This window comes from Paenibacillus turicensis, from assembly GCF_050461185.1.
Classification (GTDB): Bacteria; Bacillota; Bacilli; order Paenibacillales; family Paenibacillaceae; genus Fontibacillus; species Fontibacillus turicensis_A.
In genome coordinates this window covers 55,455-80,373 of sequence record NZ_JBCMOR010000013.1, presented here as the reverse complement: position 1 = coordinate 80,373, position 24,919 = coordinate 55,455, and the positions used below count along the sequence as shown (strand labels likewise).

Sequence of the window (24,919 nt, the reverse complement as noted above, 5' to 3'; positions counted from 1 at the left end):
AAGGAAAAATATTTTCTAACTAAGCATAAGCTAAAACAGATTACAGTTCAAGTCAATCGTACAAAAGTTACATTTTGAAAGAAAATGCGTAATAAATCGTTAAAATACTTCATTCCTTTAATAAACTGTGACAAATATCTCAATCTCTTAAAACAGTACTCAATTATAATGGACAAGGAACTTATTTTTGATTATAAACTTGGGGGCATAAATATATGGGGTTTGCAAAAAAAATTACAATCACAGTAATTAGCATCCTAGTACTCGTGGGGGGCTTAATTGGTGTATTCAGCTATTCAACAGCGTATCGGCAGGTAGAAAAATCTGTTGGGATCGAAACGGTAGGCTGTGCGAACATTACAACTGGATTAGTGGATCCAAAAGATATTGAAGAGCTTGCTAGTGGTAAAACAGATAAATTAAAGCAGGTTGAAGAACAATTAAACTGGACGGTTGCTCATAAGTCCTTATTCAAAGAGGTTTTTATTTTATCGCTTGACGGTAAAATTGTCGCTGCGGATAAGAATATCAAACTACGTGGTTACAAAGCAGGGGATGACTTTTATTTTGATTCAAAAGCAAAAAAAATGATTATGGATATGAAGCATCCTGATTACACCTCTACATACACTTATGATAATGTGAAGCTGTTGACAGGGTATGCCCCAATTTTTAAAAACAATGATTCTAGCCAAGAAATTGTTGGGCTTATGGCAATTAACTTTGATGCCTCTATTATTTGGGATCGTACTTGGGAAATCATTACTTTACCTTTCATTATAGGTGCCGCTGTATTTTTGCTAGCTGCAATTGCATTGTATTTCTTTATTCATCATATGGCTTCACCGATCGAGAAGCTATCCAAGCAAGTTAAGCAAATTTCTCATGGTGATTTAACGATCACGCCTTTACGTTTGAACCGTAATGATGAGGTGGGTCAACTATCTAAAGACTTTGGCGTAATGACCGAAAACTTAAGACAACTCATACTTAAAATTAGTGAAACATCAGAACAAGTATCCTCTTCTGCTCATTTGTTGTCCACAACGACAGAACAAACAGGAAAAGCGGCTCACCAAACCGTACAGGTAACTGAAGAATTAGCCGCAGGTGCAGAAAAACAGCTCATGAATTTACAGCATGGAACGGATACTTTAAATGAAACGACACAGCATATAGATACGATGGTAGAGAATGCTAGACATGTTACTGAAAGTGCGCAATATGCTTCTACCACAGCGCAAGAAGGCTCTGCATCACTGCAACAAAGCATTGATCAAATGAACATTATGGAGCAAAAAATAGTGACACTTTCTCATAATATTGTTGAGCTAAGCAGTCACTCCCAAGAAATTCATAATATAGTAAATGTGATTACAGATATTGCTGCGGAAACACAGTTGCTCGCGATTAATGCAGCAATTGAAGCCGCTCAAGCTGGTGAGCATGGTGGAGGTTTCTCCGTTGTTGCTGCCTCTGTACGTAAGCTGGCAGATCGTTCTAAAGAATCAGCAAACCAAATCCGTCATTTAATTGAATTTATTTTAAGTAAAATGGAAGAAACCGGAGAAACGATGGAATGGACAGCCAAAGAGGTTGCACACGGCACACAGCTTGTACGTGATGTAGGCGGTTCTCTGCAAAGCATCGAGCATTCGTCAAAAACTACAGCAACCGCGATGGAGGAATTAACATCAACTGTAACTAAGGTGCATACGAATGCTACCTCCCTTGTCCAAGCCATTGATGAAATTGTGCTCCTTGCTAATCATGCTTCAGACGGTACACATAGCATGTCCGCCGCATCTGAGGAGCAGCTTGCCGCGACCCAAGAGGTCGAGGCTTCCGCCAACTTCTTGTCAGGCTTAGCGGACAAGCTTCGTTTGTTAGTGAAGGAGTTTCGAGTTTAGAGGCTTATCAATCTAATTAAGTAAATATATAAAATAGCGCATATTCTTCAGCTATTAGGACTGGTTTTATAGCTGAGAGTTGCGCTATTTTTTAATTTTATTGATTTATAATTAACTAGCCCATTATTATCGGTAACAAAGCGACTATCGCCGTTAATAGAATTAAATTTCTTTTTGTTTTTACTTCTAAAATAAGTCTTTTGGGCTGATACCAACCCCGATAGCGATACCATGCAGAATGTATTAAAAACAAGAGAAGACTATCCTTAATGAAAAAGCTAAATACATATCCCTGAGGGTTGACACCAACCAAAGGGTAATACTTCAAATCTAATGTCCACAAAATAATTAAGCCCAAAATATAAAGACATAGACTTATTGTTAAATCAAAAGCGAATCCAATATAATTTTTAATCTTATGTATTATTTTCGCCCCCCTATTGTTAAAGTTCCTTTTTTATTTGTTCCCAGTTACTCTCATTCCTTTTTTAATAAGTTATATAACAATCATTACAATACTTATCTTTAAGTATCTTACTAATCTCTCACTTACTGCAAAAACAACCTAATAGTTCATTTATTTTGAGCTATCATAACTATCTAGCAAGTTAAAATCATCCAGATCATAAATTTTATTTTGCGAAATTAACTGATTCATCCCTCTTATATACAAGCCTATAACCTTACCATCCTTTTTTTCTAAAAAGTGAACATGTCTAGTCTCTCCTTATCAAACACATCATGTAAATAAATAATATTTAAGATTTCTTTTTGGTTGAAAAAATAATCAAATTTTTTTATGAAAGATCTTATCTAGTTATTCATATTCGTCTGAATGCTCCAATCTACCTCAGATTTCTCCATTCATTCCTTTATTATAATACTTCACTTAGCATTCTGTATAACCCTCTTAGAACACCTTACCTTATCAAAAAAAGGCTGACGCCAATGTTCATTGACGCCAACCTTCTATCTCAAAAATTTAACTTAGTTAATCAAACCTATTCCAATTATTTAGCTAAATAAGCATTTAACATCCATCTGTGCTTGTCTAGTGCGGACACGATGCCTAACAACAAGTCAGCTGTTGCTTCATCATCTGCTTGCGTCGCAGCTTCCATACCTTGTTTTAGTTCATCTGTAATGCTCTCGAAATCAGCAACAACACTTGCTACCATTTCTTCTGCACTTTCTCCGCCTTTAGCTTCTTTAATCGTTGCAAGGTCTAAGGATTCCTTCAAAGTAGATACAGGAGAGCCGCCGATTGACAATAGACGTTCTGCAATTTCATCCAAGTATGCTGTAGCTTCGTTATATAATTGCTCAAATTTCTCATGAAGGGTAAAGAAGCCTGTCCCTTTCACATACCAATGATAATGATGAAGTTTAGTATATAGAACTGTCCAGTTAGCTACCTGCAAGTTTAATTTGGTATGAAGCGCCTGCTCAGTTGGTGTTGCAATATGATTTGCCATTTTAAAATCCTCCAGTTCATATTATAATTTTAGATTACTCTCTTTAAATTTAGACTAAATCTAAATTTGTTAAACTTATAATACCACTTTCTGCCCTACCATGCAATGAATATTAGATGAAATTGTCATGAATTCATTTATAACAACATCTTAACGCTACAGCAAGTTTGTGCATCTTTGCTAATTTGTATGCAAGGTAAGCAAGCGTGGCATTATCCTCCATTTGAAAAAAAGAACCAGCGTAAGCGCCAGTTCTTCTGTTGTAGTTATAACTTATCCAATTTTTCAGTGATTGAATCAACCTTTATAAATTCGTCATAAATCTGATGAAATCAATTCTAATGAGATCAATCGATCAATCTTTACGAATTTGTAGTTTAAATTGCTCTAAACTCCGCTCCAGTTGACGCAAGCCATCTTCTACAATTTTTCGATCTACGCCTTCTTGTACCGCTTCATATTTTGGCTGGCGTTGATATGCCTTCTTTTCTTCCTCTGCATAAGCTTGACGACGCTGGATTTCTTTATATTTGTCTAATAAATCCGTAATTATATCGTAGAAGCGCTCATAATCAACGATAATATCATCGAGAAAACGATCCACTTCCTCCTTTTCATACCCACGCATCTTTACGTCAAAATCTTTTTCATGAATGCTAAGTGCATCCATTTTAATACCAAGTTGTTTAAATAAACTTTTTTGATCCTCTAATTTACGCGAATAATCATCCTGCATAAATATCCCTCCGTACTATCTTGAAAATCACCTATGTTGCTTTATATACTCTACCACAATATTTGAGCTTTTTCGATCCCACATCAGAAGTTGAAACCAAAACCATGATCTAGGCATATGCTATGTCATCAAGCAATAAAGGAGCGAATGGCATGGATTCTTACAATCTATGGATTATTATCGTGATTGGGCTTGCATCAAATCTTGATAATGCAGGTGTAGGCATTGCCTACGGCGTTCGGAATATTCGTATTCCTTGGTATTCTAACCTCACTATTTCCTTCATTTCTTTTTTAGCTACGCTCGTTTCAGGATTATTTGGAAATTGGATTTCCACTCATATTCCAGTCTGGATTAGCCACCTTATTGGAACTGTTGTTATTGTTTCCGTTGGGGTGTGGGTTTTATTACAACCACTTGCAAATCAAATCCGATCACGTCATAACAACACCAACAATTTTACTCATTTTATCAGTAACCCAGAAAAAGCAGATAAGGATCAATCTCAATCGATTAGCTTACCTGAGTCCATCTTGTTAGGAACAGCACTTGCGATGAATGCGTTAGCTGGTGGCTTTAATGCAGGAATCACCTCGTTAAACATTTGGTGTACCTCACTAGCGGTTGGCGTCATTAGTTATGTTTTGCTGTGGGCATGTGCAGCATTAGGTGCAAAATATATCGCAGAGCGTTTTGGCAACGTAGCAACTGTAATCTCTGGTTTATTATTAGTTTTAATCGGCATTAATCAAATGTTTTAGCATTATGCAACTGTGGTGGGCGGCTATAACCTAGAAATTGTACTTTGCCTAAATGGAATTATAACTACATGGCCTCCTACCCAGCATCACTAAATGTTTTGAAAATTTTAATATTGTTCCTATTTTATTACTTTTTTTCATGTTTAAATCATCTATAATAAAATTAGCCGATAAAATAATTCGTTACTCCTAGATATATCTACGTACAAAGTCGGACTAAAACCAAACGAAAGCAGGAGATTTTTACTATGATTTGGTTGTCCAATTATGAAAAAGAACTAGATCTCGCCTTCAACCAAGCAGCACAAATCTTGAGTACCCTACCACCAAGCTTTAACAAACAGGCCTTAGAATACTTGGATAAATTCCATGCACTTAAACACAAACGTTCAAAAAATTACATTTGTTACTTACTTCCTTATTGGCTACAAAATTATTTTAATGTGAATATGACAGCTACACGTGACTTTGCAGTGGCTAACATTTTTGGCATGATGTATTACCATTTAATTGACGAAATTATGGACCAGCCTATAAAGCCTTCTAAATACCAATTACCGTTAGCCGATTTAATTTACTTGGAGTTTCACACAATTTATAGTAAGTATTTCCCCTATGATTCGCCATTTTGGTCTTACTACAAACAATACATAGTCGAATGGGCCGAAGCAGTTACAGAGGAAAGCGAGCATGATTATTTCCAGACCGATCCGATTCTACTTGCTCACAAGGCATCCCCTGTAAAAGTAGCGATTGTAGGCTCAATGTTTGTAACGCACTGTACAAATAGCACATTGATTGTGCAGATCGAAGACGCAGTTGATTTGGTATTGCTAACACTACAAATGCTAGATGATTATGAGGATTGGGAAAAAGATTTGAAAGAGGGTAGTTACAATTGCTTGCTTTCGATGATACAAGCAGAGCTTAATATCCCTCAAAGTCGGAGACCTAATGTAGAAGAAATTAAACAAGCGTTATTTGTCCAAGACATTCTTGTGAAATATGCAGAGATTGCGGTTAGCCATCATAAACAGATCATAACCATTCAGCAATATGCACCAGATCTCATTTTATTTCATAAGTTTTTATTTGAAAACCTTACTGAAGCAGGATCACAAATCGCAAAAGATCGTTTATTGTTACAAAGTGGTGGTTTATCATATTTGATTGCTAAAAATAGATAAAATTGCTAGAAACGTGCTACAAAATGTGATATACTTTCCTTGTCAATATTAACTTATAAGTTATAGAAAGGGTGATTTTTATGACAACAGGTACCCTACTACACAACGAAGTTATTCAAAGGGCATGGCAAGATCCGAGTTTCAAAGCAAGGCTATTAGAAAATCCAAAAAAAGTTTTACAGGAAGTTTTAGGTGTTATTTTACCAGACCACATCACTGTGAAAGCCGTTGAAGAAAATTCAGATGAAGTATATTTTGTTTTACCCCAAAATCCCTCTGAGGTTATGAAATCAGAAGTAAAGCCCCAAGCAGTATGGGGCGTTTAGGTTAAATATTTAGGTAGGTACTGTAGAGGGGAAACTGATAATTACTTCAGTACCTACCCCCAATTTACTTTTGAACTGAATAGTTCCACTCATCACTTCAATAATCCGCATCGTGACCATTAATCCTAATCCGGTCCCTTTTGTTTTGTTTGAGAAATAGGGCTCTCCCAATCTAGCTAATACATCCTCACTCATACCTTCTCCATTATCTTTGATATGAATAAAAATACGATTTTTATTTTCGTACGCCCAAAGCTGAATATCGCCTTCATCATGTAATGATTCAATACTATTTTTTATTATATTCACAAACGCTTGTTTGAATTTAGAGGAATTACCAATAATGTATAAATTCCTCGGAATGTTTACTGTAATATTACCGCCTTGCAGATTCGCCATTGGAATGAGAATCCCTTCAATATGAATAAATTCATCTAAAATATTTAAGGTCGTATTTTTCCCAACCTCTGGTTTTGCAAAGGTAAGGAAATCTGTAATAATCCCAGATGCACGATCCAATTCATCTAAAGCCATATTTAAATACACTTTATCGGAATTCTCTTGCTTCTCAGCAACCAATTGAAGAAACCCTCTTGTAACCTGTAAAGGATTACGTACTTCGTGTGCAACAGATGCTGCTAACTCACTAATGATCTCCATCTTCTCTGAACGCTGTAGTTCATTATTAAACAGTTCAAGTTGTCTAGAATATTCAACAACTCGACGATGGTTTTCAGCAAACTGTCTTCCCAAAATAATGATCAGTGAGGTCAAAAAGCTTAATACTCCCCACTTCCATAAAAATAAATCATAATACCCTGATCTAAAATAAAACCATATTAATTCTCCTACACCTAAAATAGCAAGAATCATAAATCCTATCGCAAATATAATCGCATCTTTATTTCTTTGTAATACATACACAACAACTGAGCTTATTAAAATAATAAATTGAACAATCATAATATAACCAACTAAATTTGCTGATATGATTCTGTAAATTGGATATATTTTATAATTAGACAGTTCATTTATTATCATTAAAAATATACAAAGCGTAAAATAAAAAACTTGAAATTGTCGCAATTTTTTTGTAATTGATTTATAACCTTGTCCAAATGTGCTTTCAAAGAAAATAGTAAACGCAGGTAATAAAATATATAATGACATATCAAATAATGCAACATATAGCTTGCCATATTTCTCATACATTGTGTACAGAAAAGGATTATATGTGATCATAATAATACCACTACAAAATATTAGTGCACATAATGAAATCCAGCTCTTTTTATGAACCGTATTCAAGAAAAATGAACAACACAACATAATAATAGAAATAAAGATAAGTGCTGAACCTAAAATATAATCTGCATTGCTACTATTAATATACACATGTTCCAATTGAAAGTAGTCACCCACGATGATCTGATCTTGGATTCCAATTCTATTTTTGGACTGTAATCCTAAATAAAAATAGTCATCATTCCCATTGTTGGCCAGCGGCACTAACACTTTAACAATTTCATAATTGAAATCTCTATTTGCCTCGTATAGTATTTTATCTTCGTATTTTATTACAACATGATAGCCGTATATTTTCTCAAAAAGTATAGCCATAGAGTTGACATCAATATCTGGGATTTTAATGCGAATCCATTGTGAGGAATCTCCATAAGGTTTGTTGAACTGAGCCTTTTTTGTACTATATTGCTCCCAATCAGGTAAACCCTCTAGTTGTGCCTTGCTAATGTTTACATCAAATTTATCTACCCAAGTCATTTCTATTTGATCTATAACATGATGTTCTACTGGAGCAGAACTTGTATTCTTTAATAAGTCCCAATAAAAAATAATGGTTAATACAACCACAATCACAATCGAAGCTTTATAAAAAGCTTTCATTACTTCAGCACCCCTGCCAATAAAATATTAGGATCGTGTAAACTTCAATATCACTGTCCAAATCACCTTTAATTAATTTCAAACCTTAGATGCAGTGTATGCCTGCTATATATTATGTTAACGTGATTTATTGATTAATTTTGCTAGAAAGAATATGTAATGTTGGAAATATACGAATAGGTTACTATACTAGCATAAACGCGAAAGGCAGGTGCGACAACAAAATTATTTATTTTTGTACTGAAAATCATTAGAAATGAGACAAAATATAAACAAATAGGCCGTCGCTACATATCGCAACAACAGCCTATATTAAATTTGTATTGGATTTAGTTGTAATTTAATGAGGCGAGTTGATTATTCCCCCCACACCTCTTTTGCCGTCTCTACCACTAACTTAATTTTGTCCCATTGCTCTTCCTCTGTTAAAATATTTCCTTCTTCTGACGAAGCAAAACCACATTGTGGGCTTAGACAAAGCTGATTAATATCTACGTAGTTAGCTGCTTCTGCGATACGCGCCTTTAACATTTCTTTACTTTCCAAGCCACCATGCTTAGTTGTAACAAGCCCTAAGACGACCTGTTGGTCTTTAATATATTTTAGCGGCTCAAAGCCACCCGAACGTTCGTTATCATATTCAAGGAAAAAGCCATCGACCTTAACTTGTCCAAATAACTGTTCTGCGACAGGCTCATAACCACCAGAAGCAAACCAAGTTGAATGCAAATTACCACGACAGACGTGAAGCGTAATGACCATATCGTCAGGACGATTAGCAATGCTCTCATTTAACATTTGAACATAATCCTTCACTAATTGATCTGGATCATAGCCCTGAGCCTTTAAGTGGATCCGATGTCTGCTGCTACACAAATTCCCCCATGCTGTATCATCTAATTGTAAATATCTACACCCTGCATCGTAAAAATCCTGGATGGCAGCTTGATATACTGCAACAATATCGGCTTTAAATTGCTCGGCGCTATCATAAACCTTATTGCCATGCTGTAAGCTAACAAAATGAAAAAGGCTTGGGGAAGGTATCGCAAATTTTACAGGATAGTCTCCTGCAAGCTGGCGTAGCTGTTTAAAATGAGCCACCATCGGATGTGTCTTATAGGTCAATTTGTCTACAATTTCAAAGCTTTGAGGTTTTGTTTGCATCCCTGCTACACTAACCGTTTGCTTCATTTCTACCTTTTGTGTTCCTCCAATTCCCCAGAAGAAATCGAGATGCCACCACGATCGGCGAAATTCACCATCAGTAACTGCCAACAGTCCCATTTCCTTTTGCTTCTTAATTAAGGCTGAGATGTGTTCATCTTCTACTTCTGTTAACTGAGCTTCACTTAGCTGTCCTTCTTCAAATAACCTGCGTGCATGCTTAAGCTCGATCGGTCGCAAAAAGCTACCTACAATATCATATCTAAAGGGCGGGATACTTCTAGGCTTCGCTTGACTAAAGTCGTTCATAATTACCTCCCATTATTACAGCAACCAATAATTATAATTAAATTGTACTTCTGTTACAATATCATTCAAAATATCAATATAACGCTTGGCAATGTCACCAAGTTGAATATCTTTGTGGGCAATCCAGCCAATCGTTGCAGCTTGTTCAATTAAAAGTGGGATCGATCTCAACTCTGAACCCGTTAAATCCGACGTTAGCAGGCCTGTCCCAATCGTATATCCTTGTGTACCAAGTAAAATATCCCGTAATGTCGCACGATCACTCACCTTTATACTTCTAGCGGGTTGAACCGTACGTACAATTTCCTCAATAAAATTAAGGGAATGTTGCTCTCCTTGCTCAAAAGACAAATACGGATAAGGAGCGACATCCTCCATCGTTAGTTCTTCCTTATCAGCCAAAGGATGTTGTGAGCATACATAAATATGAGGACTTGCATTTAATAATGGTGTAAATTTCAGGTGATGGTCACTAAAAAGCTTGTTCATCACTTTGGCATTTTGTTCATTAATATACAACACACCAATATCACTACGTAAGGAACGTACATCCTCGATGATATCAAGGGTACGTGTTTCCCGCAAAACGAGGTTGTATTCCTCTGCGTCATAGCTTTGGAGCAAACGCACATAAGCATCAACGACAAATGGGTAATGTTGTGTGGACATAGAGAACTGAACCCCTCTAAATTGCTCCCCTTTATATCGGCTTTCCATAAATTCCATCTGTTCAATCACTTGTCTTGCATAACCAAGAAATTCAATCCCTGCCTCAGATGTAATAATTCCTCGATTGCTACGTTCAAAAATAACGATACCTAGCTCGTTTTCTAATTCTTTAATTGCGTTGGAAAGACTAGGCTGCGAAATAAACAAACGTTTGGCTGCCTCGTTCATTGAACCACAATTTGCAATTTCAATAGCATACTTTAATTGTTGTAAAGTCACAGCATCACCTTCTCCCTTACATATAAGTCTGAAAACATCCGAACACAATTTCTGCCTGATTGTTTTGCTAAATATAATGCTTGATCCGCCATATCTATCAGTTTATCGGAACTAATTTGTGGATAACAAGCAATCCCAATAGAAATGGTAATATGAATCAGTTGTCCATCAGATAAAACAAAATTATAGTTTTCCACTGCCTGTCGTAACTGCTCCCCAATGTCATTCGCTTCTGTACTTGTATAGCGATTCACAATCACTACAAATTCTTCTCCACCCTTACGAGCGATGAGATGATCAATGTTAAACTGCTTCTTTAAAATGTTAGCTAATGACGTAAGCACTTTATCCCCTGCTGGATGTCCATACGTATCGTTAACACGTTTGAAATGATCAATATCCAGTAACAGCACACTAAAGTAACTTTTCTCTTCAATTGCGTTTGTAATCGTTTTTTGCATCTGACCATCAAACGCTCTTGAATTGTACAATCCCGTCAAAAAGTCTCGTTCCGCATGCTCTTGCATTAACCATAAATGATCATCAGAACGTTTTAAATATTGCAACATAGAACGCGTAAATAAGCCAGAAAGCGAAAATACACTTTCATAAATGATGATAATTTCTATGGTGAAATCCTTAGAAATCAATGAAAACACAATACTTGTAGACAGCACAGAAGCAGATAATGCAGCGAGCCATCTCCACAATTCGAAGCGTGAGCGATGAAGCATCAGAACTCCAACAACTAAAGCAACCATAATATTAATGAAGGCTGCAAGGGAAACGAGTAATCCATTTGTGAAAAAAAATAGGCGGTAAACAAAAATAATGATTGATGTAACGATTGCACCTGGAAACCCAGTTAAACATGCTGAAACCAAAATCGGAAGTTGCCTAAAATCGGTGATCCACCTATCATGAATCGGGAAGGAAAAATGCATGAGGATAACGCCAAGAAAACCTAAAAAAACACCAATCACATATCGACTCATTTTCTTGGACCTATGTTGTGAGACCAAATATTTCGTACGAATTAAGTTTCCAAAAAATAAAAATGCAGTTAACATCGTAAAGTTGTTTATAAAGCTTTGAAACATTTATGTCCCTCACATTGTGCAATTTTTTTTAGCATATCACAAAAAAGATATATTAGAGTAAATAATTATAGAAAAATCAAAAAAGCAAATAAGATCGTGAGTGCTTATTATGTATAAGATCGTCATGGATCATGTTATAATGTGTTTTGAAAATTAATTATTGTAAAGGATGAGAATCATGAGTCAGGATACGGCTCACGCTTCCACAATCGAGGATCCCGCACAGTTATGTCTGCTTGCGGGTAAAATTATGCTACAAAGTGGAGCTGAAACCTACAGGGTTGAAGATACAATGGCACGTATGGCTAATGCAATGGGCATTGCCAATTGCCAAACCTACGTTACACCAACAGGAATTATGTTTCAATTAGAAGAAACTGGCGTAGCAAAGCTTATTCGCATTGCAGAACGCACAACAGATCTACAAAAGGTAGCAGCCGTCAATGACGTTTCCCGCAAATTAAGTAGTGGGGTCGTGTCATCGCTTACAGCTCACCATATGCTAATGGAAATTGAAGCAGCCAAGCATGCTTATCCCGTTTCTATCCAAGTCGCTGGTGCAGCCATTTCAAGCGGTTGCTTCACGCTTATGTTTCAAGGTGGGTATATCGACTTCTTACCTAGTGTATTAAGTGGAGGATTGGCTTTTGCAACGTTTATTGCTTTTCACAAACTCGTTAAGGTGAAGTTTTTTGCTGAATTTACTGCTTCTTTTCTGCTAGGCTTGTTAGCTATGCTACTTGTTCACATTGGAATCGGCAAAGAACTGGATAAAATTATTATCGGCTCAGTCATGCCTTTAGTTCCTGGCTTATTAATTACGAATGCAGTAAGAGACTTAATGGCAGGACATCTTGTATCAGGTTTATCTCGTGGGGCAGAGGCATTTTTGACTGCTTTTGCGATCGGAGCTGGCATCGCCGTGGGCTTTACTATTTTTTAAATAGAGAGGTTACGATTAAGAAATGACATTTATTGTACAGTTGATCACCAGCTTTATCGCCTCAGCCGCATTTGCGGTTTTGTTTAATGCACCTAAAAAAAGCCTTTTATTATGTGGCTTATCGGGTATGTTAAGCTGGGCTGCCTATATTTTATTAAAAACAGAAATGGATGCCATGTTTTCCATTGTGGCATCCTCCTTTATTGTTGGTATTGTAGGTCAAATCTGTGCACGTTATCAGAAAAAACCCGTCATTATTTTTAGTGTAGCAGGGATTATCCCCCTTGTTCCAGGCGGGCTTGCTTACGATGCCATGCGCAGATTTGTGGAAAATAACTATAACGAAGCAGTTCAATTAGCTGCTGGCGCTTTTTTGATGTCTGGTTCGATTGCGATTGGTTTAATTTTATCTGAAGTGCTTAATCAGATTATTACTCGCAAATTAGTTAAAAGATCACAGTAATTTATGGGGATCATTCCGATGATCTAGAGATTGAAGTGAGCATATATCTGACTTAGCTAACTTGGGAAAGTGGCTTAATTAGATATAAAGAGGATACTTCTTCCGCTCCTTCCTCTCCTACTATCTCTTCCCGCTCAGCTATTGGCTGAATCACCCATCCATAAGACAATACACTGGCTAAGCGTTGTTGCTCTTCTGAAGTCAAGGAAGCTTTAATATTAAACAAGCCATCCACCTCAATCAGCTCTACGGTTTTATGTAAAGCCACATCCACCCAAGAACGAATTCCACCTACAGTATTGAATTTAATTTGATAGCCTTGCTGAATAGCTTGTCTCAACTGTTCAGGTTGCTGCTCTGCAAGCTGCTGTAGTGGTTCATATTTAAATTCATATTTACTATGATCCTCTGGGAAATCACCATTCGTGATTTGTTCTATTAATTGTTCATTTGACCATCCTAAAGCACGTAAAGATTCCAACAATAACGCATCCCATTGAGATAGCCGTATCCGTTGTTCTTGGCTCATTACACTTCACTCCTGACATCAAGTAATAAATATATTATATCGGAATAGTATGATTAATCCTAGTCATATTAAAATATAGCTCTGATTTAAAAATTGAGCCATAATTAAGACATATTATTGTATCGTAGAGTTGAGGTGGAATTTATTATGATTTTTGTGTTTGATTTAGACGGGACCATTTGCTTTAAAGGACAGCCAGTCTCCGAGTTGATTCTAACTAAGCTTGAGCAATTAAAGGAGCATGGGCATGAGGTTATATTCGCTTCTGCAAGACCTGTGCGTGATATGTTGCCTGTCCTTCATTCTAGATTTCACCAGCACACTCTTATTGGAGGAAATGGGGCTCTGATATTTAAAAAAGGAGCAACGCTACATGCTGGGACATTTCAACCTGAATTACGTCACTTTTTAGAGCAATTACTAGCTGAACATCAAGCAACATATTTAATTGATTCAGACTGGGATTACGCATACACTGGTCCGTTAAATCACCCCATTCTGAATAATTTGGACACACATAAATTAGCAAAAAAAAGAGAGCTCCAACAATTAAAAAATATTGTAAAAATACTTATTTTAAGTGCAAATGATAGTGAGGCTCTCAAACAAAAGTTAGCAGAGCATGATATTATGGTTCATACGTATACTGATGAAAATCTGATTGATATTAGTCCTTCAGGGATAAATAAGTGGTATGCATTACAAAAAATAGGTATCCTTGAACAAAGCTATATTGCTTTTGGTAATGATATTAATGATATAACAATGTTTCAGCATGCAAAACAGGCAATCATGGTAGGTCATCATGACCACCTAGCACCTTATGCCTCCGCCAGTATACCTGCCAATGAGGAAAAAATTGTACAGCAAATTGATTTGATTTTAAATCAAGGCGTAACCTATATTACCTACACTTCACATCATCAGCAAATAGCTACCTCTGGCACTGATCAAATTGATTCTTTTTTGAAATCACAAAACAATGCCGAAAAGCGTAACATATTATTTTGCTTAGACAAGTTATTAGATCCTTATTACGGTTATCACTTACCTAATCATGATGAAATCACTTTAATTTTAGAAAAACATTTATTCGAGCGTCATAGTAAGGAAGTAAAAGAGGATATTTTACAGCTACTCACTGAGTATGCTACAAAACCATTGAGTTATTTGGCTGAGCATATTGAAAAAATAGAACCAGAGCTTCGGGAGGATGCTTTATACGGTATTCAGCTTAACCTAAATGAAATTGATATATAAGAAATGAGTGATCCTTTGCAATTAACGCTAAAGCAGCTTTTTGATAAAATGCTTACCCTGATGGGGCCCCAAGGCTGGTGGCCTGCGGATAGTAAATGGGAAATTATTTTAGGAGCAATCTTAGTTCAAAATACGAATTGGAACAACGTCGTTCGTTCACTTCATAATTTAAAACAATTAACGCAGTTTTCACCACAACACATCGCGACTTTGCCATTCCCTGTGTTACAAGATGCTATTACGCCAAGTGGTTTTTATAAAAATAAGAGCAGAGCAATCGCTGAGATGTATGCTTGGTTAAAGCAATACGATTTCGATTTGCACAAAATTAATCATACCTATAATGATCAGCTTCGGGTACAACTGCTGCAGATGTTCGGAATTGGGGATGAAACAGCGGATGTCCTACTCCTATATGTGTTTGATAGAGTGGAGTTCATTGCCGATAAATATGCACAAAAGTTGTTTAATCAATTGGGGATTCAGCAGTGCTCCGATTACAAAAAACTCAAGGCTGTCGTTGACCTCAAGACAGATTTTACATTAGAGCAGGCACAGGAGTTCCATGGTCTCATTGATGAATTTGGTAAATTATATTTAGGAAATAAAGATAAATGGGCTACCTCTTTTTTAAACGGGGATACCCTCTTATTGTAATAGCTAGACAGTGACAAGATGTGGCTTCAAGACTTCAACCAAAGGAGTGCTAACCAAATAAAATGATACAAGCCGTATTTTTTGATCTAGATGATACTTTATATGACCATCTTGCTCCGTTTCAAGGGGCACTTATGCAAACTTTGCATACTCCCGCAGATTTCCCCTATGAAAAAGCTTATCATCGTATGCGCTATTACAGTGATCTGCTCTCTGACCAGTTTGGTGGAACACCAACCACTGAACCAGAGCTAAGTCAGCTACGTCATGGGCGTTTTAGATCAGCATTAAAGGAATTTGGGCTTGATTTATCGGAAGAGCAGGCTGCTGCTGTGCAACAAGCCTATTATAATAAGCAGTTTGAGATTGAGCTGTTTACAGGTGCTAAGGAACTGATTGAAGCATTACAATCCGATTCTATTTTTGTTGGAATCATTACGAATGGTCCTCTGTCCCATCAGATGAAAAAAATAGAGGCGCTAAACCTCAAGGCATTTATTCCATTAGATGCAATCTTTGTGTCTGGGGATGTTGGTTATACAAAACCTGATATTGGTATTTTTGATCATGTTGCTAATAAAATAGAGCTAATACCTGCTTATTGCTATTATATTGGTGACTCTTGGCGTAACGATGTTATAGGTGCTCTTGATGCAGGTTGGAAATCGGTATGGTTTAATCATCGAAATGTACAGCCTGCGACTAATCACCGCCCTCATTTTGAAGTGAAAAGCTATGATGAGTTACATCATCTTCTAATTGAGCAGAAAAAACGTTAAAATAAAGGCTCAAAGGTAAAAAGCACACTGTAACATAGAAAGGAATTTACGATGATTATTAAACCTAGAACACGTGGATTTATTTGTACAACTGCACACCCAAAAGGTTGTGCCAAACAGGTAGAAGAGCAAATCAAATATGTGCGGTCACAGCCTACAGTAAATGGGCCTAAAAACGTACTTGTCGTCGGTGCATCAGCAGGCTATGGTCTTGCCTCACGCATCGTTGCTGCTTTTGGTGCAGGTGCAAATACCGTTGGCGTATATCGTCAAAGTACACCAACCTCTGGCAGAACAGCTTCGGCAGGCTGGTATAATTCGGCCGCCTTTGAACAAATGGCACAAGCACAAGGCTTAAAATCATACAGTGTAACTGGGGATGCATTTAGTGATGAGACGAAGCAAAAAACAGTTGAGCTTATTGCGAAGGAGCTTGGGCAAATTGATCTAGTCATCTATAGCGTCGCTACAGCACGCCGTACCAATCCAGCAACAGGTGAGACCTCTAATTCTGCCTTAAAGCCAATTGGGGAGCCCTATCAAAATAAAACCGTAAATTTCCATACAGGTGAAGTGTCGCAAGTCACGCTTGAGCCAGCAACCGAGCAGGAAATAAAGGATACCGTTACGGTTATGGGCGGTGAGGATTGGCAGCTTTGGATGGATGCCTTGAAGCAAGGTGGCGTATTAGCAGCAAATGCAACCACGATTGCGTTTTCTTATATTGGCCCTGCAATTACAACACCGATTTATCGTGAAGGAACGATTGGGCAAGCAAAGGAACATTTAGAGGCAACAGCTAGACATCTCCATACTGAATTATCCTCTGGTGGCGGTAGAGCACATGTTGTGATCAGTAAGGCTCTTGTAACTCAGTCCAGCTCAGCCATTCCAGTTGTTCCCCTTTACATTGCAGCATTGTATAAGGTGATGAAGCGAGAAGGTATTCACGAAGGTTGCATAGAGCAAATGTACCGCCTATTCTCACAGCATTTATATGCTCAAGGGACTACGCCAGTCGATGAAGCAGGAAGAATCCGCATTGATGATCTTGAAATGCGTGACGAGGTCCAAGCCGAGGTCGCGAAGCTATGGGAAGAAGTAAATTCACATAACATCTATGACATTACTGACCTTAAAGGCTATACACAGGAATTTTTCCAATTGTTTGGCTTTGAAACGGAAGGTGTGGATTACGAAGAAGACTTGGATACAGAGGTTTCTATTCCAAATCTAATCTAAGCTAATTTAATTTAGTGTAGTTTAATGAGACTGACACACTGAGCATGTATATTAACCTAAACTACTCTAAAAAAGCGTTAGAAACCTACAGAAGCTACCCCTAACAGGAGTAGCTTCTTCTTTATTACACCTTTTCAATATCTCTATTTTATATTCTCATAAAGATAACTCTTCAATTTAACTCTTTATTTCAATTTAAAAGTTCATTTTACCCATCTGCTTATACCGCACTCGTTAACTCCAGCTCTGTATCCTTGCGCTGATAAACCCCTTCATCCAACTCATTTTCAGACTTGGCAATCAATGTCGCAACCACCGTTGTACCCGTTGCATTTACCGCAGTGCGTCCCATGTCAATCAACGACTCTACAGCTACAACAAGTGCAATCCCTTCAAGTGGCAAACCAAGCGCTGTTAAAACAACGGTCGTAGAGATCGAAGCGGGTCCAGGTACACCAGCTACCCCAATGGATGAAATGACACTTACCACAACAATAAGAACATAATCCGTCACACTTAACGGAACGCCATACACGTTGGAAACAAATACAGCTACAATAGCAGGCCATATGCCTCCACAGCCATTAAAATTCATCGTTGCGCCTAGTGGTGCAACAAAGCTAGCAATACGAGAGGATACACCCACTCGCTTCGTTAAAACCTCAAGATTAACGGGAAGTGTAGCGTAGCTGCTTCTTGTAGAAAAAGCAACGGCAATCGTTGGATAAGCCTTTTTAAAAAATTGAAATGGATTTAGCTTGCCAACGCCAGAAATTAATCCACCAAAAACAAATACAAAATGGATAATGAGTGCAATATAGCTAACGATAATTAGCCAAATAAGTGGCTCTAACGTCTCCCAACCATAACGTGCTGCCATCGCCGCAATCAGAGCATACACACCATATGGCGTAAAGCGGAGTACGAATTTTACCACCTGATGTAAAACCTCTGTCAGAGAAGCAAATAGTGCCTTCACAGGCTCTACTGCCTCAGGCTTCTTCGCCCCTACCTTTACAATTGCAACTGCAATAAATAAACCAAATATGAGGATAGGTAGCACTTTGCCATTTGCTGCATCTTGAATTGGATTGTTAGGAAGCTGATCTAAAATAACCTGAAAAAAGCTTGGTATTTCACGCGCTTCAAACCCTTGAGGTGTACTCGCTTCAAACGAGCCAGCAGGATTAATGAGTAACGCTACAGTTAAACCAATAATAGCAGCAATCCCTGTTGTGGCTAGAAACCAACTAATCGTTTTAATTCCGATCTTTCTTAGAAACGCAATATTCGTAATTGAAATAATACTGTTCACGACTAAAACAAATACTAAAGGAATAACAATCATTCGTATTAAATTTACATAAATAGAACCAATCGTGCTTACGCCTTCAAACGCCCACGCAAAGGAATTGAACAACAAGCCCGCACCTAAGCCCGCTCCTAGCGCAATCATAACTCTTGTACCAAAGCCAACTCGCTTTTTAGCTAAGTAAATTAACCCCACAATTACAACCGCAGAAATAAGCAACGTAATCCAGTTATCTTGTAGAGCTGTTAATAAGTTGTTATTCATCTCTAGTACTCATCCCCTTACTTCTCCTAAATTATATACAATAAAACACATTGATTAACTCGGAAATAATATATAATAAAATATGTAAATGTGCAACATAAATTTTCTGATGTGACTCTATTTGTAAATTTTAATTTCCCACGCAATAAAAATAACCCTGCCCTAGCCGCAATAGCTTAGCAGAGTTACAAATTATAGATTTAAAAAATTACTGATTTAATTCATAATTTTTAGATTGTTGGCTGTTTATTTTTCGCTTTCATACCACTGCAAAAAAGCATCAGCGATTGCCTTACCTGCTATCCCATTTGGATGTGGGTCAAACTCTGAGCTCATAAAATGTGGCTGTTGCAAATGATCCAGTGGTACAGGTTGTGATAAAACTTGTGCAATATCAAATACTTCATCAACACCAACAGGTGGACATTCACAAATTTTTTTGTTAACTAGACGCCACACACCTTCTCTTTCCTCAGAAAAATTAAAGGTAGGAACGGTAAACAAAATAACCTTGATTGCAGGATTGTGTGTTTTAACTTCTGACACGATATAACTCAAATCTGTTAGTAATTGCTCTGCACTTCGCTGTCCAATGTCAATATCATTCACACCTAGGCATACGATCAGTTCATCACCTTGCTTCGCTTTATGCAGCCATGATCCGTTTGTTGCCACATCATATGCTCTTCCCCAACCAGATCCTAAATTCCATACCCCAATGTTAGTTCCCCATGCGTTGGCAATTCTAGCTACCCAATACTCATATTGATCGCGCTCTGTTCTTACACCTTGAGTAATGGAGTCACCTAGAAAAACAACCTGCTTATCCACGTGCTTTTCATAACCCAAAAAACTAGGAAAAACAAGCTTGTTTTCCGATAATGTAAATCCCTTTGCAGAATCTACTAAAGATAAATCACCTTCGCCATCATAGCCAGTCACAAGCATCCCTTCCACATTGTATGTAAAGGATCTGCCTGCTTTTTTAGTAGAAATCGTCCATGTAAAGGCTAAATAATGATCCTCTGGCAAATGAAACAAGGCTTCATCCGAACAAAAATACTCACCAGCTAACACTTCTTTGGAGGACTCCCCTTCAAATGTAAGCTGTACTGATGAATCTGCTATAATTTCCCCATTTGGCTCTGTACCTCCATCTGCAACATAAGCAGATATAATAGTCCATTCCCCTCCTAGGTCGCTTGCACGTGTCACTTGTCCTTGATCCCAAGTTGAATCAATGGCATTATTATGCCAAAATTTCAGCTTTAGGTTTCCTTCTTCTCTGAGCTTAACATAGGTCCGATAAGTATGTGTAAAAGGCCCATCACACACCATAATCTGATTCGCAGTAGTGGATGTTACAATCGCAGAAGTAAAGCCATGATGCATCGGCATATTGCTGTAATCAGGTTGATTGTTAAGGTTGGTCATTGCTGTAACCCCTTCCGATAAGCGATAACAAAATTTAACTTATACTCTACTATTATAACGACTGCGACATAACTACAGAAGTCGATTTAAGAAAGTTTTTGTACGTTGATGTTGTGGATGATTAAAGATTTGCTCAGGTGTTCCCGCTTCAATAATTTCGCCATCCGCCATAAATAAAATGCGATCAGCAACCTCTCTTGCAAATCCCATTTCATGCGTCACAATTAGCATCGTCATATTTTCACTAGCAAGCTGCTTCATCACCTGTAGCACTTCACCCGTTAACTCTGGATCTAGGGCTGACGTAGGCTCATCGAACAGTAAAATTTCTGGGTTCAGCATTAATGCTCTTGCAATGGCTACCCGTTGTTTTTGTCCACCAGATAGATTCGAAGGATACACATCTCTTTTATCTGAAAGTCCTACCTTACCAAGCATTGAGATCGCTTGAGCCTGAATCTCTTCTTGACTAGCACGCTTTAGCATACGTGGAGCTAATTCCAGATTTCCCAGTACAGTCAGATGTGGAAACAAATTAAAGTGCTGAAAAACCATACCCATTCTAGCTGTAATCGATTTTATAATTTCATTAGAACTATATTTTCCGTCCTTAACCAAATCCTGATCACCAATACTGATCGTTCCCCAGTTTACTTGCTCTAGGTGGACTAAGCTTCGCAGCATCGTGCTTTTCCCAGAGCCAGAAGGACCAATAATCGCAATGACCTCACTCGGCTGAACCTCAAATGATATGCCTTTTAACACCTCAAGCTTACCAAATGATTTCTGTAAATTATTCACGTCTATTAATGTCATAACACTTCATTCCCTCAATATATTCACTAGATTTAAATTAAACCGGAACGGTCTACTATCTTCAATTTACTTAAAGCTCACCTAAAACTTACTACTGCTTGCCTACAGTTAGCTTACTGGAATTTAAACTTCTTTTCCAACCATTTAAAAAGAATCGTTAACACTAGTGTCATCAATAGATAAATAACAGCAGCTATAAAAAATGGAGCAATTGAAAAGTCACGATTTACTGCAGTTAAAGCATAATGTAATAAATCTGGGACAGACACCGCGTATAGTAACGCAGTATCCTTAATCAACGTAATAGATTCATTAGAAACAGAAGGAATGACTACTCGAAACATTTGCGGAATAATGACGCGTGTCATCGTTTGAAACTTGCTTAAGCCTAACACTTTCGCAGCTTCATATTGCCCACCGTCCACTGCAAGGAGACCCCCACGAAAAATTTCTGCGAAATAAGCCGCATAGTTCAATACAAAAGCTAAGCCTGCGGCAAGGAAGCGATCCATAATCAAATATTCGCCAACGACAGGTAAAACGGGCAAACCATAACAAAAAAACAACATTTGCAGTAATAGTGGTGTGCCACGCATGACATAAATAAACGAATGCGCAAACCATGAGACTGGCTTCACCTTGCTATTTGCCATTAACGTAATTAAAAATCCTAATGGGATTGAGCTAATAATACAAATGAAAAATAATAAAACAGTAGTTTGTGCTCCCTCAAGCATGGGTCCAATAATCTTTGTAATGTAATCCATATTCACATTCCCCTTCATAAACAAAAACCGGAAGCTTGCTCCGGTTTTAATTAAGCTCAAAATTATGCCGCTTATTTTAAAATTTTATCTTCACCAAACCATTTTTTTGAGATTTCAGCGGAAGTTCCGTCTGCGTTGATTTTGTCTAAAGCAGCCTGTAGGTTATTTAATAACTGCTCATTTCCTTTCTTCACGCCAATGCCATATTCCTCTGGTGCTAGTGCTTCATCTAGTATTTTAAAGCTAGCAGTGTCTTTAGACAAATAGTATCTAGCTACAACCTCATCAATGACAACCGCATCGATTCGTTTTGTTTTTAAATCACTTAATGCTAGCACATTATCTGGAAACTCTGAAACATTAGCAACTTGAGACTTAATTGCATTTGCATCTAACGCATCTGACGCAGAGGATAAGGACTGCAAACCTACCTTTTTACCAGCAAGATCATTAATAGAGTTGATGGAAGAATCCGTTAAGGTGACGATCACTTGACTATTTTTCAAATAAGGCTTAGTAAACAACACCTTTTGCTTACGCTCATCTGTAATTGTATAGCCATTCCAAATCAAATCAATACGACCACTTAACAATTCAGATTCCTTTGTTTTCCAATCAATTGGCTGAAAGGTCGCTTCTACCCCCATTGCCTTTGCCGCTGCCTTTGCATAATCAATGTCAAAGCCAACAATTTCATTGTTGTCGTCTCTAAAGCCCATCGGTGCAAACTTGTCGTCAATTCCAATAACAATTTTATCGCCTTGTTTGCCTGCTTTATTACTGTTTCCACATCCCACCACGGTAATTAATAATACAACTATAAGTACACTCATCCATGTTAATTTCTTATTCATCTTTTTCTCCCCCAAGTGCTTTTATAATGTTAATAGTCAGTAGAAAATTAGTTTAAAGTATTTCTACAAAACGCTTTAGTTCGTTAATACGTTATCAGAGTTCCATGATACCATATTCACATATAAGAGTCGAGCGTTTGTTAGATTGTTTTTAAATTCCTCTTGAATAAAAACAAAATTTTAGATAAAATGGCTATTGTGCCAGCTGAACACTATTAACTCTTTTATAATTTAATATTTGTATAACCTCAATAATATGGTTTGAGGGTCTCTACCAGGAACCAATCATTTTAAATCCTGACTACAAGTAAAATGCGTCTGCATTTTTTCTTTCGGTCAGGATTTTTTTGTTGTGTAGCAGTTTTAGGTTGTTAAACTTCTTGATTGGCTACAGTGAAGTTTTGAAGGAATGTGGACAAGCGTGAGCGTTCGCTTTTAAAATCTGAAATTCTACCTTATTCATAATTTAAGGAAATTCAGATTTAAGGGCGATGGAAGCATCCTTCAAAATGTAACGCTGATTATGGTTTTAATATCCTTTTGCTACAAAACAAAAAAATGGAAATGCTATATAGGAGGATAAAGCTAAATTATGAACTTAAAAATTTATGTACTTACGATTGCTACATTTACTGTTGGTCTTGTTGAGCTTATTATCGGTGGTTTGCTGCCTACGATTGCCAAAGACCTTGACGTATCACTGAGTATGACAGGACAGCTTATTACGATTTATGCCTTAATGTACGCGATTGCGGGACCTACTTTACTTGCATTGACGGGTAAAATTGAACGCAAAAAGCTATACATCTCTTCCATGCTTATTTTTACATTAGGTTGCTTCCTTGCCGCATGGAGTCCTAGCTATGCTGTCCTTTTTATATCTCGTATCATCACTGCAACAAGTGGCTCTCTAATCGTTACGTTGTCACTTACAATTGCAGTAAAGCTTGTTCCAAAAAATTTTCAAGCTAGAGTAATTGGTGTAATTTCGATGGGCGTAAGCTCGGCGATTGTGCTTGGTGTACCACTTGGCGTCATGTCAGGTGAATATATTAGCTGGAGAATGCTATTTTTCATTATTGCGATTTTAACACTAGTAGCAATGATGACTGTACAATTTTTCCTTGAGCCAATTCATATGACTGAACAAACCGTACCACTAAAAACACAATTGAAATCATTACGTAATCCTAAAATTGCTAGCGCTCATATTGTGACTGCCTTAACATTAGCAGGTCATTATACGGTGTATGCTTATTTAACACCATTTATGGAAACATTGCTTCATTTGGACTCATTCCAAGTTAGTATTTCTTATTTCCTATTTGGTATCGCCGCAGTTAGTGGAGGATTGATCGGTGGGATTTTATCAGATAAGCTTGGATCAACAAAAAGTATTCTTATCATTGTAGGTACCTTTATTGCAGTTATGTTTGTATTACCTTGGTCAACGATTCATTTATATGTTTTTACTTTTGTATTATTTATATGGGGAATTTTAAGCTGGGCATTATCACCAGCACAACAAAGCTATCTTATTAAATATGCACCTGAATCTTCGGATATCCAGCAAAGCTTTAACTATTCAGCATTACAAATCGGGATTGCGCTAGGTTCGTTGTTTGGCGGAATGGTGCTTGATCAAACAAACTCTGTCGCAAGCAACGCCTACTTTGGTGGAGGAATTATCATCGTAGCAGCTGTATTTGCAGTATATTCCCTAACACGCAAGTCAACATTAACGGTCTCGAAGCAAAGCTAAAATAGTTAACAAG

The 24,919-nt window shown here is 37.4% G+C and carries 22 protein-coding genes, 1 pseudogene and 1 riboswitch; of the genes and pseudogenes, 11 read left to right on the top strand and 12 right to left on the bottom strand.

Going from position 1 to position 24,919, the window contains the following annotated elements; all coding sequences use genetic code 11:
• Positions 1-215: 215 nt before the first annotated feature.
• The gene (locus ABE099_RS16990; RefSeq protein ID WP_430032268.1) at positions 216-1,910 is read left to right on the top strand and encodes a methyl-accepting chemotaxis protein; all 1,695 of its coding nucleotides are present in this window, start codon (positions 216-218) and stop codon (positions 1,908-1,910) included.
• Positions 1,911-2,920: 1,010 nt separating this feature from the next.
• On the opposite strand, the gene ABE099_RS16985 is transcribed toward ABE099_RS16990, so the two are convergent.
• On the bottom strand, positions 2,921-3,385 hold the full coding sequence (locus ABE099_RS16985) for a Dps family protein (RefSeq protein WP_430032267.1): 465 nt from the start codon (positions 3,383-3,385) through the stop codon (positions 2,921-2,923).
• 355 nt (positions 3,386-3,740) lie between these two features.
• Positions 3,741-4,121 (bottom strand): DivIVA domain-containing protein, encoded by a 381-nt coding sequence (locus tag ABE099_RS16980; RefSeq protein WP_210087280.1) that lies wholly within the window; start codon positions 4,119-4,121, stop codon positions 3,741-3,743.
• Between the two features lie 122 nt (positions 4,122-4,243).
• Here ABE099_RS16980 and ytaF point away from each other — a divergent pair, with 122 nt between their 5' ends.
• From ytaF to ABE099_RS16965, 3 genes are all read left to right on the top strand, one after another.
• Positions 4,244-4,882, top strand: coding sequence for a sporulation membrane protein YtaF (ytaF, locus tag ABE099_RS16975; RefSeq protein ID WP_430032266.1), 639 nt, complete (start codon positions 4,244-4,246; stop codon positions 4,880-4,882).
• A 248-nt stretch (positions 4,883-5,130) separates the two neighbouring features.
• Entirely contained in the window at positions 5,131-6,069 is a 939-nt protein-coding gene (locus ABE099_RS16970; protein ID WP_430032265.1) for a hypothetical protein, read from the top strand.
• A gap of 80 nt (positions 6,070-6,149) precedes the next feature.
• Positions 6,150-6,395 (top strand): NHLP leader peptide family RiPP precursor, encoded by a 246-nt coding sequence (locus ABE099_RS16965; RefSeq protein WP_430032264.1) that lies wholly within the window; start codon positions 6,150-6,152, stop codon positions 6,393-6,395.
• A 9-nt stretch (positions 6,396-6,404) separates the two neighbouring features.
• On the opposite strand, the gene ABE099_RS16960 is transcribed toward ABE099_RS16965, so the two are convergent.
• The 4 genes from ABE099_RS16960 to ABE099_RS16945 form a co-directional block, all read right to left on the bottom strand.
• Positions 6,405-8,300, bottom strand: coding sequence for an ATP-binding protein (locus ABE099_RS16960; RefSeq protein ID WP_430032263.1), 1,896 nt, complete (start codon positions 8,298-8,300; stop codon positions 6,405-6,407).
• Positions 8,301-8,657: 357 nt separating this feature from the next.
• The gene (locus ABE099_RS16955; protein ID WP_430032262.1) at positions 8,658-9,776 is read right to left on the bottom strand and encodes a 5-methyltetrahydropteroyltriglutamate--homocysteine S-methyltransferase; all 1,119 of its coding nucleotides are present in this window, start codon (positions 9,774-9,776) and stop codon (positions 8,658-8,660) included.
• Between the two features lie 15 nt (positions 9,777-9,791).
• Entirely contained in the window at positions 9,792-10,724 is a 933-nt protein-coding gene (locus ABE099_RS16950; protein WP_430032261.1) for a LysR family transcriptional regulator, read from the bottom strand.
• Complete coding sequence (locus ABE099_RS16945; RefSeq protein WP_430032260.1) at positions 10,721-11,824, bottom strand: GGDEF domain-containing protein; 1,104 nt, start codon at positions 11,822-11,824, stop codon at positions 10,721-10,723. The genes ABE099_RS16950 and ABE099_RS16945 overlap by 4 nt, the downstream gene beginning before the upstream one ends.
• 178 nt (positions 11,825-12,002) lie before the next feature.
• Here ABE099_RS16945 and ABE099_RS16940 point away from each other — a divergent pair, with 178 nt between their 5' ends.
• Both ABE099_RS16940 and ABE099_RS16935 read left to right on the top strand, forming a co-directional pair.
• The gene (locus ABE099_RS16940) at positions 12,003-12,767 is read left to right on the top strand and encodes a threonine/serine exporter family protein (protein WP_430032259.1); all 765 of its coding nucleotides are present in this window, start codon (positions 12,003-12,005) and stop codon (positions 12,765-12,767) included.
• A gap of 22 nt (positions 12,768-12,789) precedes the next feature.
• Positions 12,790-13,230, top strand: a complete 441-nt coding sequence (locus tag ABE099_RS16935; RefSeq protein ID WP_430032258.1) for a threonine/serine exporter family protein — start codon at positions 12,790-12,792, stop codon at positions 13,228-13,230.
• A 52-nt stretch (positions 13,231-13,282) separates the two neighbouring features.
• Here ABE099_RS16935 and ABE099_RS16930 read toward each other — a convergent pair whose 3' ends face one another.
• Positions 13,283-13,759 carry a hypothetical protein gene (locus tag ABE099_RS16930; RefSeq protein WP_430032257.1) on the bottom strand — a complete coding sequence of 159 codons (477 nt, stop codon included), beginning with the start codon at positions 13,757-13,759 and terminating at the stop codon, positions 13,283-13,285.
• A 147-nt stretch (positions 13,760-13,906) separates the two neighbouring features.
• On the opposite strand from ABE099_RS16930, the pseudogene ABE099_RS16925 reads away from it, so the two are divergent.
• From ABE099_RS16925 to fabV, 4 genes and pseudogenes are all read left to right on the top strand, one after another.
• Positions 13,907-14,635 (top strand): annotated as a pseudogene (locus ABE099_RS16925) (HAD-IIB family hydrolase); the annotation flags it as partial.
• Between the two features lie 387 nt (positions 14,636-15,022).
• Positions 15,023-15,676, top strand: coding sequence for an endonuclease III domain-containing protein (locus tag ABE099_RS16920; RefSeq protein WP_430032256.1), 654 nt, complete (start codon positions 15,023-15,025; stop codon positions 15,674-15,676).
• A 62-nt stretch (positions 15,677-15,738) separates the two neighbouring features.
• On the top strand, positions 15,739-16,455 hold the full coding sequence (locus tag ABE099_RS16915) for an HAD family hydrolase (RefSeq protein WP_430032255.1): 717 nt from the start codon (positions 15,739-15,741) through the stop codon (positions 16,453-16,455).
• Between the two features lie 51 nt (positions 16,456-16,506).
• On the top strand, positions 16,507-17,697 hold the full coding sequence (fabV, locus tag ABE099_RS16910) for an enoyl-ACP reductase FabV (RefSeq protein WP_430032254.1): 1,191 nt from the start codon (positions 16,507-16,509) through the stop codon (positions 17,695-17,697).
• Positions 17,698-17,917: 220 nt separating this feature from the next.
• Here fabV and ABE099_RS16905 read toward each other — a convergent pair whose 3' ends face one another.
• The 5 genes from ABE099_RS16905 to ABE099_RS16885 form a co-directional block, all read right to left on the bottom strand.
• On the bottom strand, positions 17,918-19,273 hold the full coding sequence (locus tag ABE099_RS16905) for a dicarboxylate/amino acid:cation symporter (protein WP_430032253.1): 1,356 nt from the start codon (positions 19,271-19,273) through the stop codon (positions 17,918-17,920).
• A gap of 246 nt (positions 19,274-19,519) precedes the next feature.
• Positions 19,520-20,707: an SGNH/GDSL hydrolase family protein gene (locus tag ABE099_RS16900; RefSeq protein WP_430032252.1), complete on the bottom strand. Its 1,188-nt coding sequence runs from the start codon at positions 20,705-20,707 to the stop codon at positions 19,520-19,522.
• A 72-nt stretch (positions 20,708-20,779) separates the two neighbouring features.
• Positions 20,780-21,523 carry an amino acid ABC transporter ATP-binding protein gene (locus ABE099_RS16895; protein ID WP_430032251.1) on the bottom strand — a complete coding sequence of 248 codons (744 nt, stop codon included), beginning with the start codon at positions 21,521-21,523 and terminating at the stop codon, positions 20,780-20,782.
• A 113-nt stretch (positions 21,524-21,636) separates the two neighbouring features.
• Entirely contained in the window at positions 21,637-22,296 is a 660-nt protein-coding gene (locus ABE099_RS16890) for an amino acid ABC transporter permease (RefSeq protein ID WP_210087543.1), read from the bottom strand.
• Between the two features lie 65 nt (positions 22,297-22,361).
• Positions 22,362-23,144, bottom strand: a complete 783-nt coding sequence (locus ABE099_RS16885) for an amino acid ABC transporter substrate-binding protein (RefSeq protein ID WP_430032250.1) — start codon at positions 23,142-23,144, stop codon at positions 22,362-22,364.
• Between the two features lie 218 nt (positions 23,145-23,362).
• Positions 23,363-23,468: riboswitch (purine riboswitch) on the top strand.
• Between the two features lie 268 nt (positions 23,469-23,736).
• Here ABE099_RS16885 and ABE099_RS16880 point away from each other — a divergent pair.
• Positions 23,737-24,906, top strand: a complete 1,170-nt coding sequence (locus tag ABE099_RS16880) for an MFS transporter (protein ID WP_430032249.1) — start codon at positions 23,737-23,739, stop codon at positions 24,904-24,906.
• Positions 24,907-24,919 lie beyond the last annotated feature (13 nt).

Bases quoted from the DNA above. Each gene is read 5' to 3' on its own strand.
- ABE099_RS16990 (WP_430032268.1), top strand. From the start codon at position 216: ATGGGGTTTGCAAAAAAAATTACAATCACAGTAATTAGCATCCTAGTA.
- ABE099_RS16985 (WP_430032267.1), bottom strand. From the start codon at position 3,385: ATGGCAAATCATATTGCAACACCAACTGAGCAGGCGCTTCATACCAAA.
- ABE099_RS16980 (WP_210087280.1), bottom strand. From the start codon at position 4,121: ATGCAGGATGATTATTCGCGTAAATTAGAGGATCAAAAAAGTTTATTT.
- ytaF (WP_430032266.1), top strand. From the start codon at position 4,244: ATGTCATCAAGCAATAAAGGAGCGAATGGCATGGATTCTTACAATCTA.
- ABE099_RS16970 (WP_430032265.1), top strand. From the start codon at position 5,131: ATGATTTGGTTGTCCAATTATGAAAAAGAACTAGATCTCGCCTTCAAC.
- ABE099_RS16965 (WP_430032264.1), top strand. From the start codon at position 6,150: ATGACAACAGGTACCCTACTACACAACGAAGTTATTCAAAGGGCATGG.
- ABE099_RS16960 (WP_430032263.1), bottom strand. From the start codon at position 8,300: ATGAAAGCTTTTTATAAAGCTTCGATTGTGATTGTGGTTGTATTAACC.
- ABE099_RS16955 (WP_430032262.1), bottom strand. From the start codon at position 9,776: ATGAACGACTTTAGTCAAGCGAAGCCTAGAAGTATCCCGCCCTTTAGA.
- ABE099_RS16945 (WP_430032260.1), bottom strand. From the start codon at position 11,824: ATGTTTCAAAGCTTTATAAACAACTTTACGATGTTAACTGCATTTTTA.
- ABE099_RS16940 (WP_430032259.1), top strand. From the start codon at position 12,003: ATGAGTCAGGATACGGCTCACGCTTCCACAATCGAGGATCCCGCACAG.
- ABE099_RS16935 (WP_430032258.1), top strand. From the start codon at position 12,790: ATGACATTTATTGTACAGTTGATCACCAGCTTTATCGCCTCAGCCGCA.
- ABE099_RS16930 (WP_430032257.1), bottom strand. From the start codon at position 13,759: ATGAGCCAAGAACAACGGATACGGCTATCTCAATGGGATGCGTTATTG.
- ABE099_RS16920 (WP_430032256.1), top strand. From the start codon at position 15,023: ATGAGTGATCCTTTGCAATTAACGCTAAAGCAGCTTTTTGATAAAATG.
- ABE099_RS16915 (WP_430032255.1), top strand. From the start codon at position 15,739: ATGATACAAGCCGTATTTTTTGATCTAGATGATACTTTATATGACCAT.
- fabV (WP_430032254.1), top strand. From the start codon at position 16,507: ATGATTATTAAACCTAGAACACGTGGATTTATTTGTACAACTGCACAC.
- ABE099_RS16905 (WP_430032253.1), bottom strand. From the start codon at position 19,273: ATGAATAACAACTTATTAACAGCTCTACAAGATAACTGGATTACGTTG.
- ABE099_RS16900 (WP_430032252.1), bottom strand. From the start codon at position 20,707: ATGACCAACCTTAACAATCAACCTGATTACAGCAATATGCCGATGCAT.
- ABE099_RS16895 (WP_430032251.1), bottom strand. From the start codon at position 21,523: ATGACATTAATAGACGTGAATAATTTACAGAAATCATTTGGTAAGCTT.
- ABE099_RS16885 (WP_430032250.1), bottom strand. From the start codon at position 23,144: ATGAATAAGAAATTAACATGGATGAGTGTACTTATAGTTGTATTATTA.
- ABE099_RS16880 (WP_430032249.1), top strand. From the start codon at position 23,737: ATGAACTTAAAAATTTATGTACTTACGATTGCTACATTTACTGTTGGT.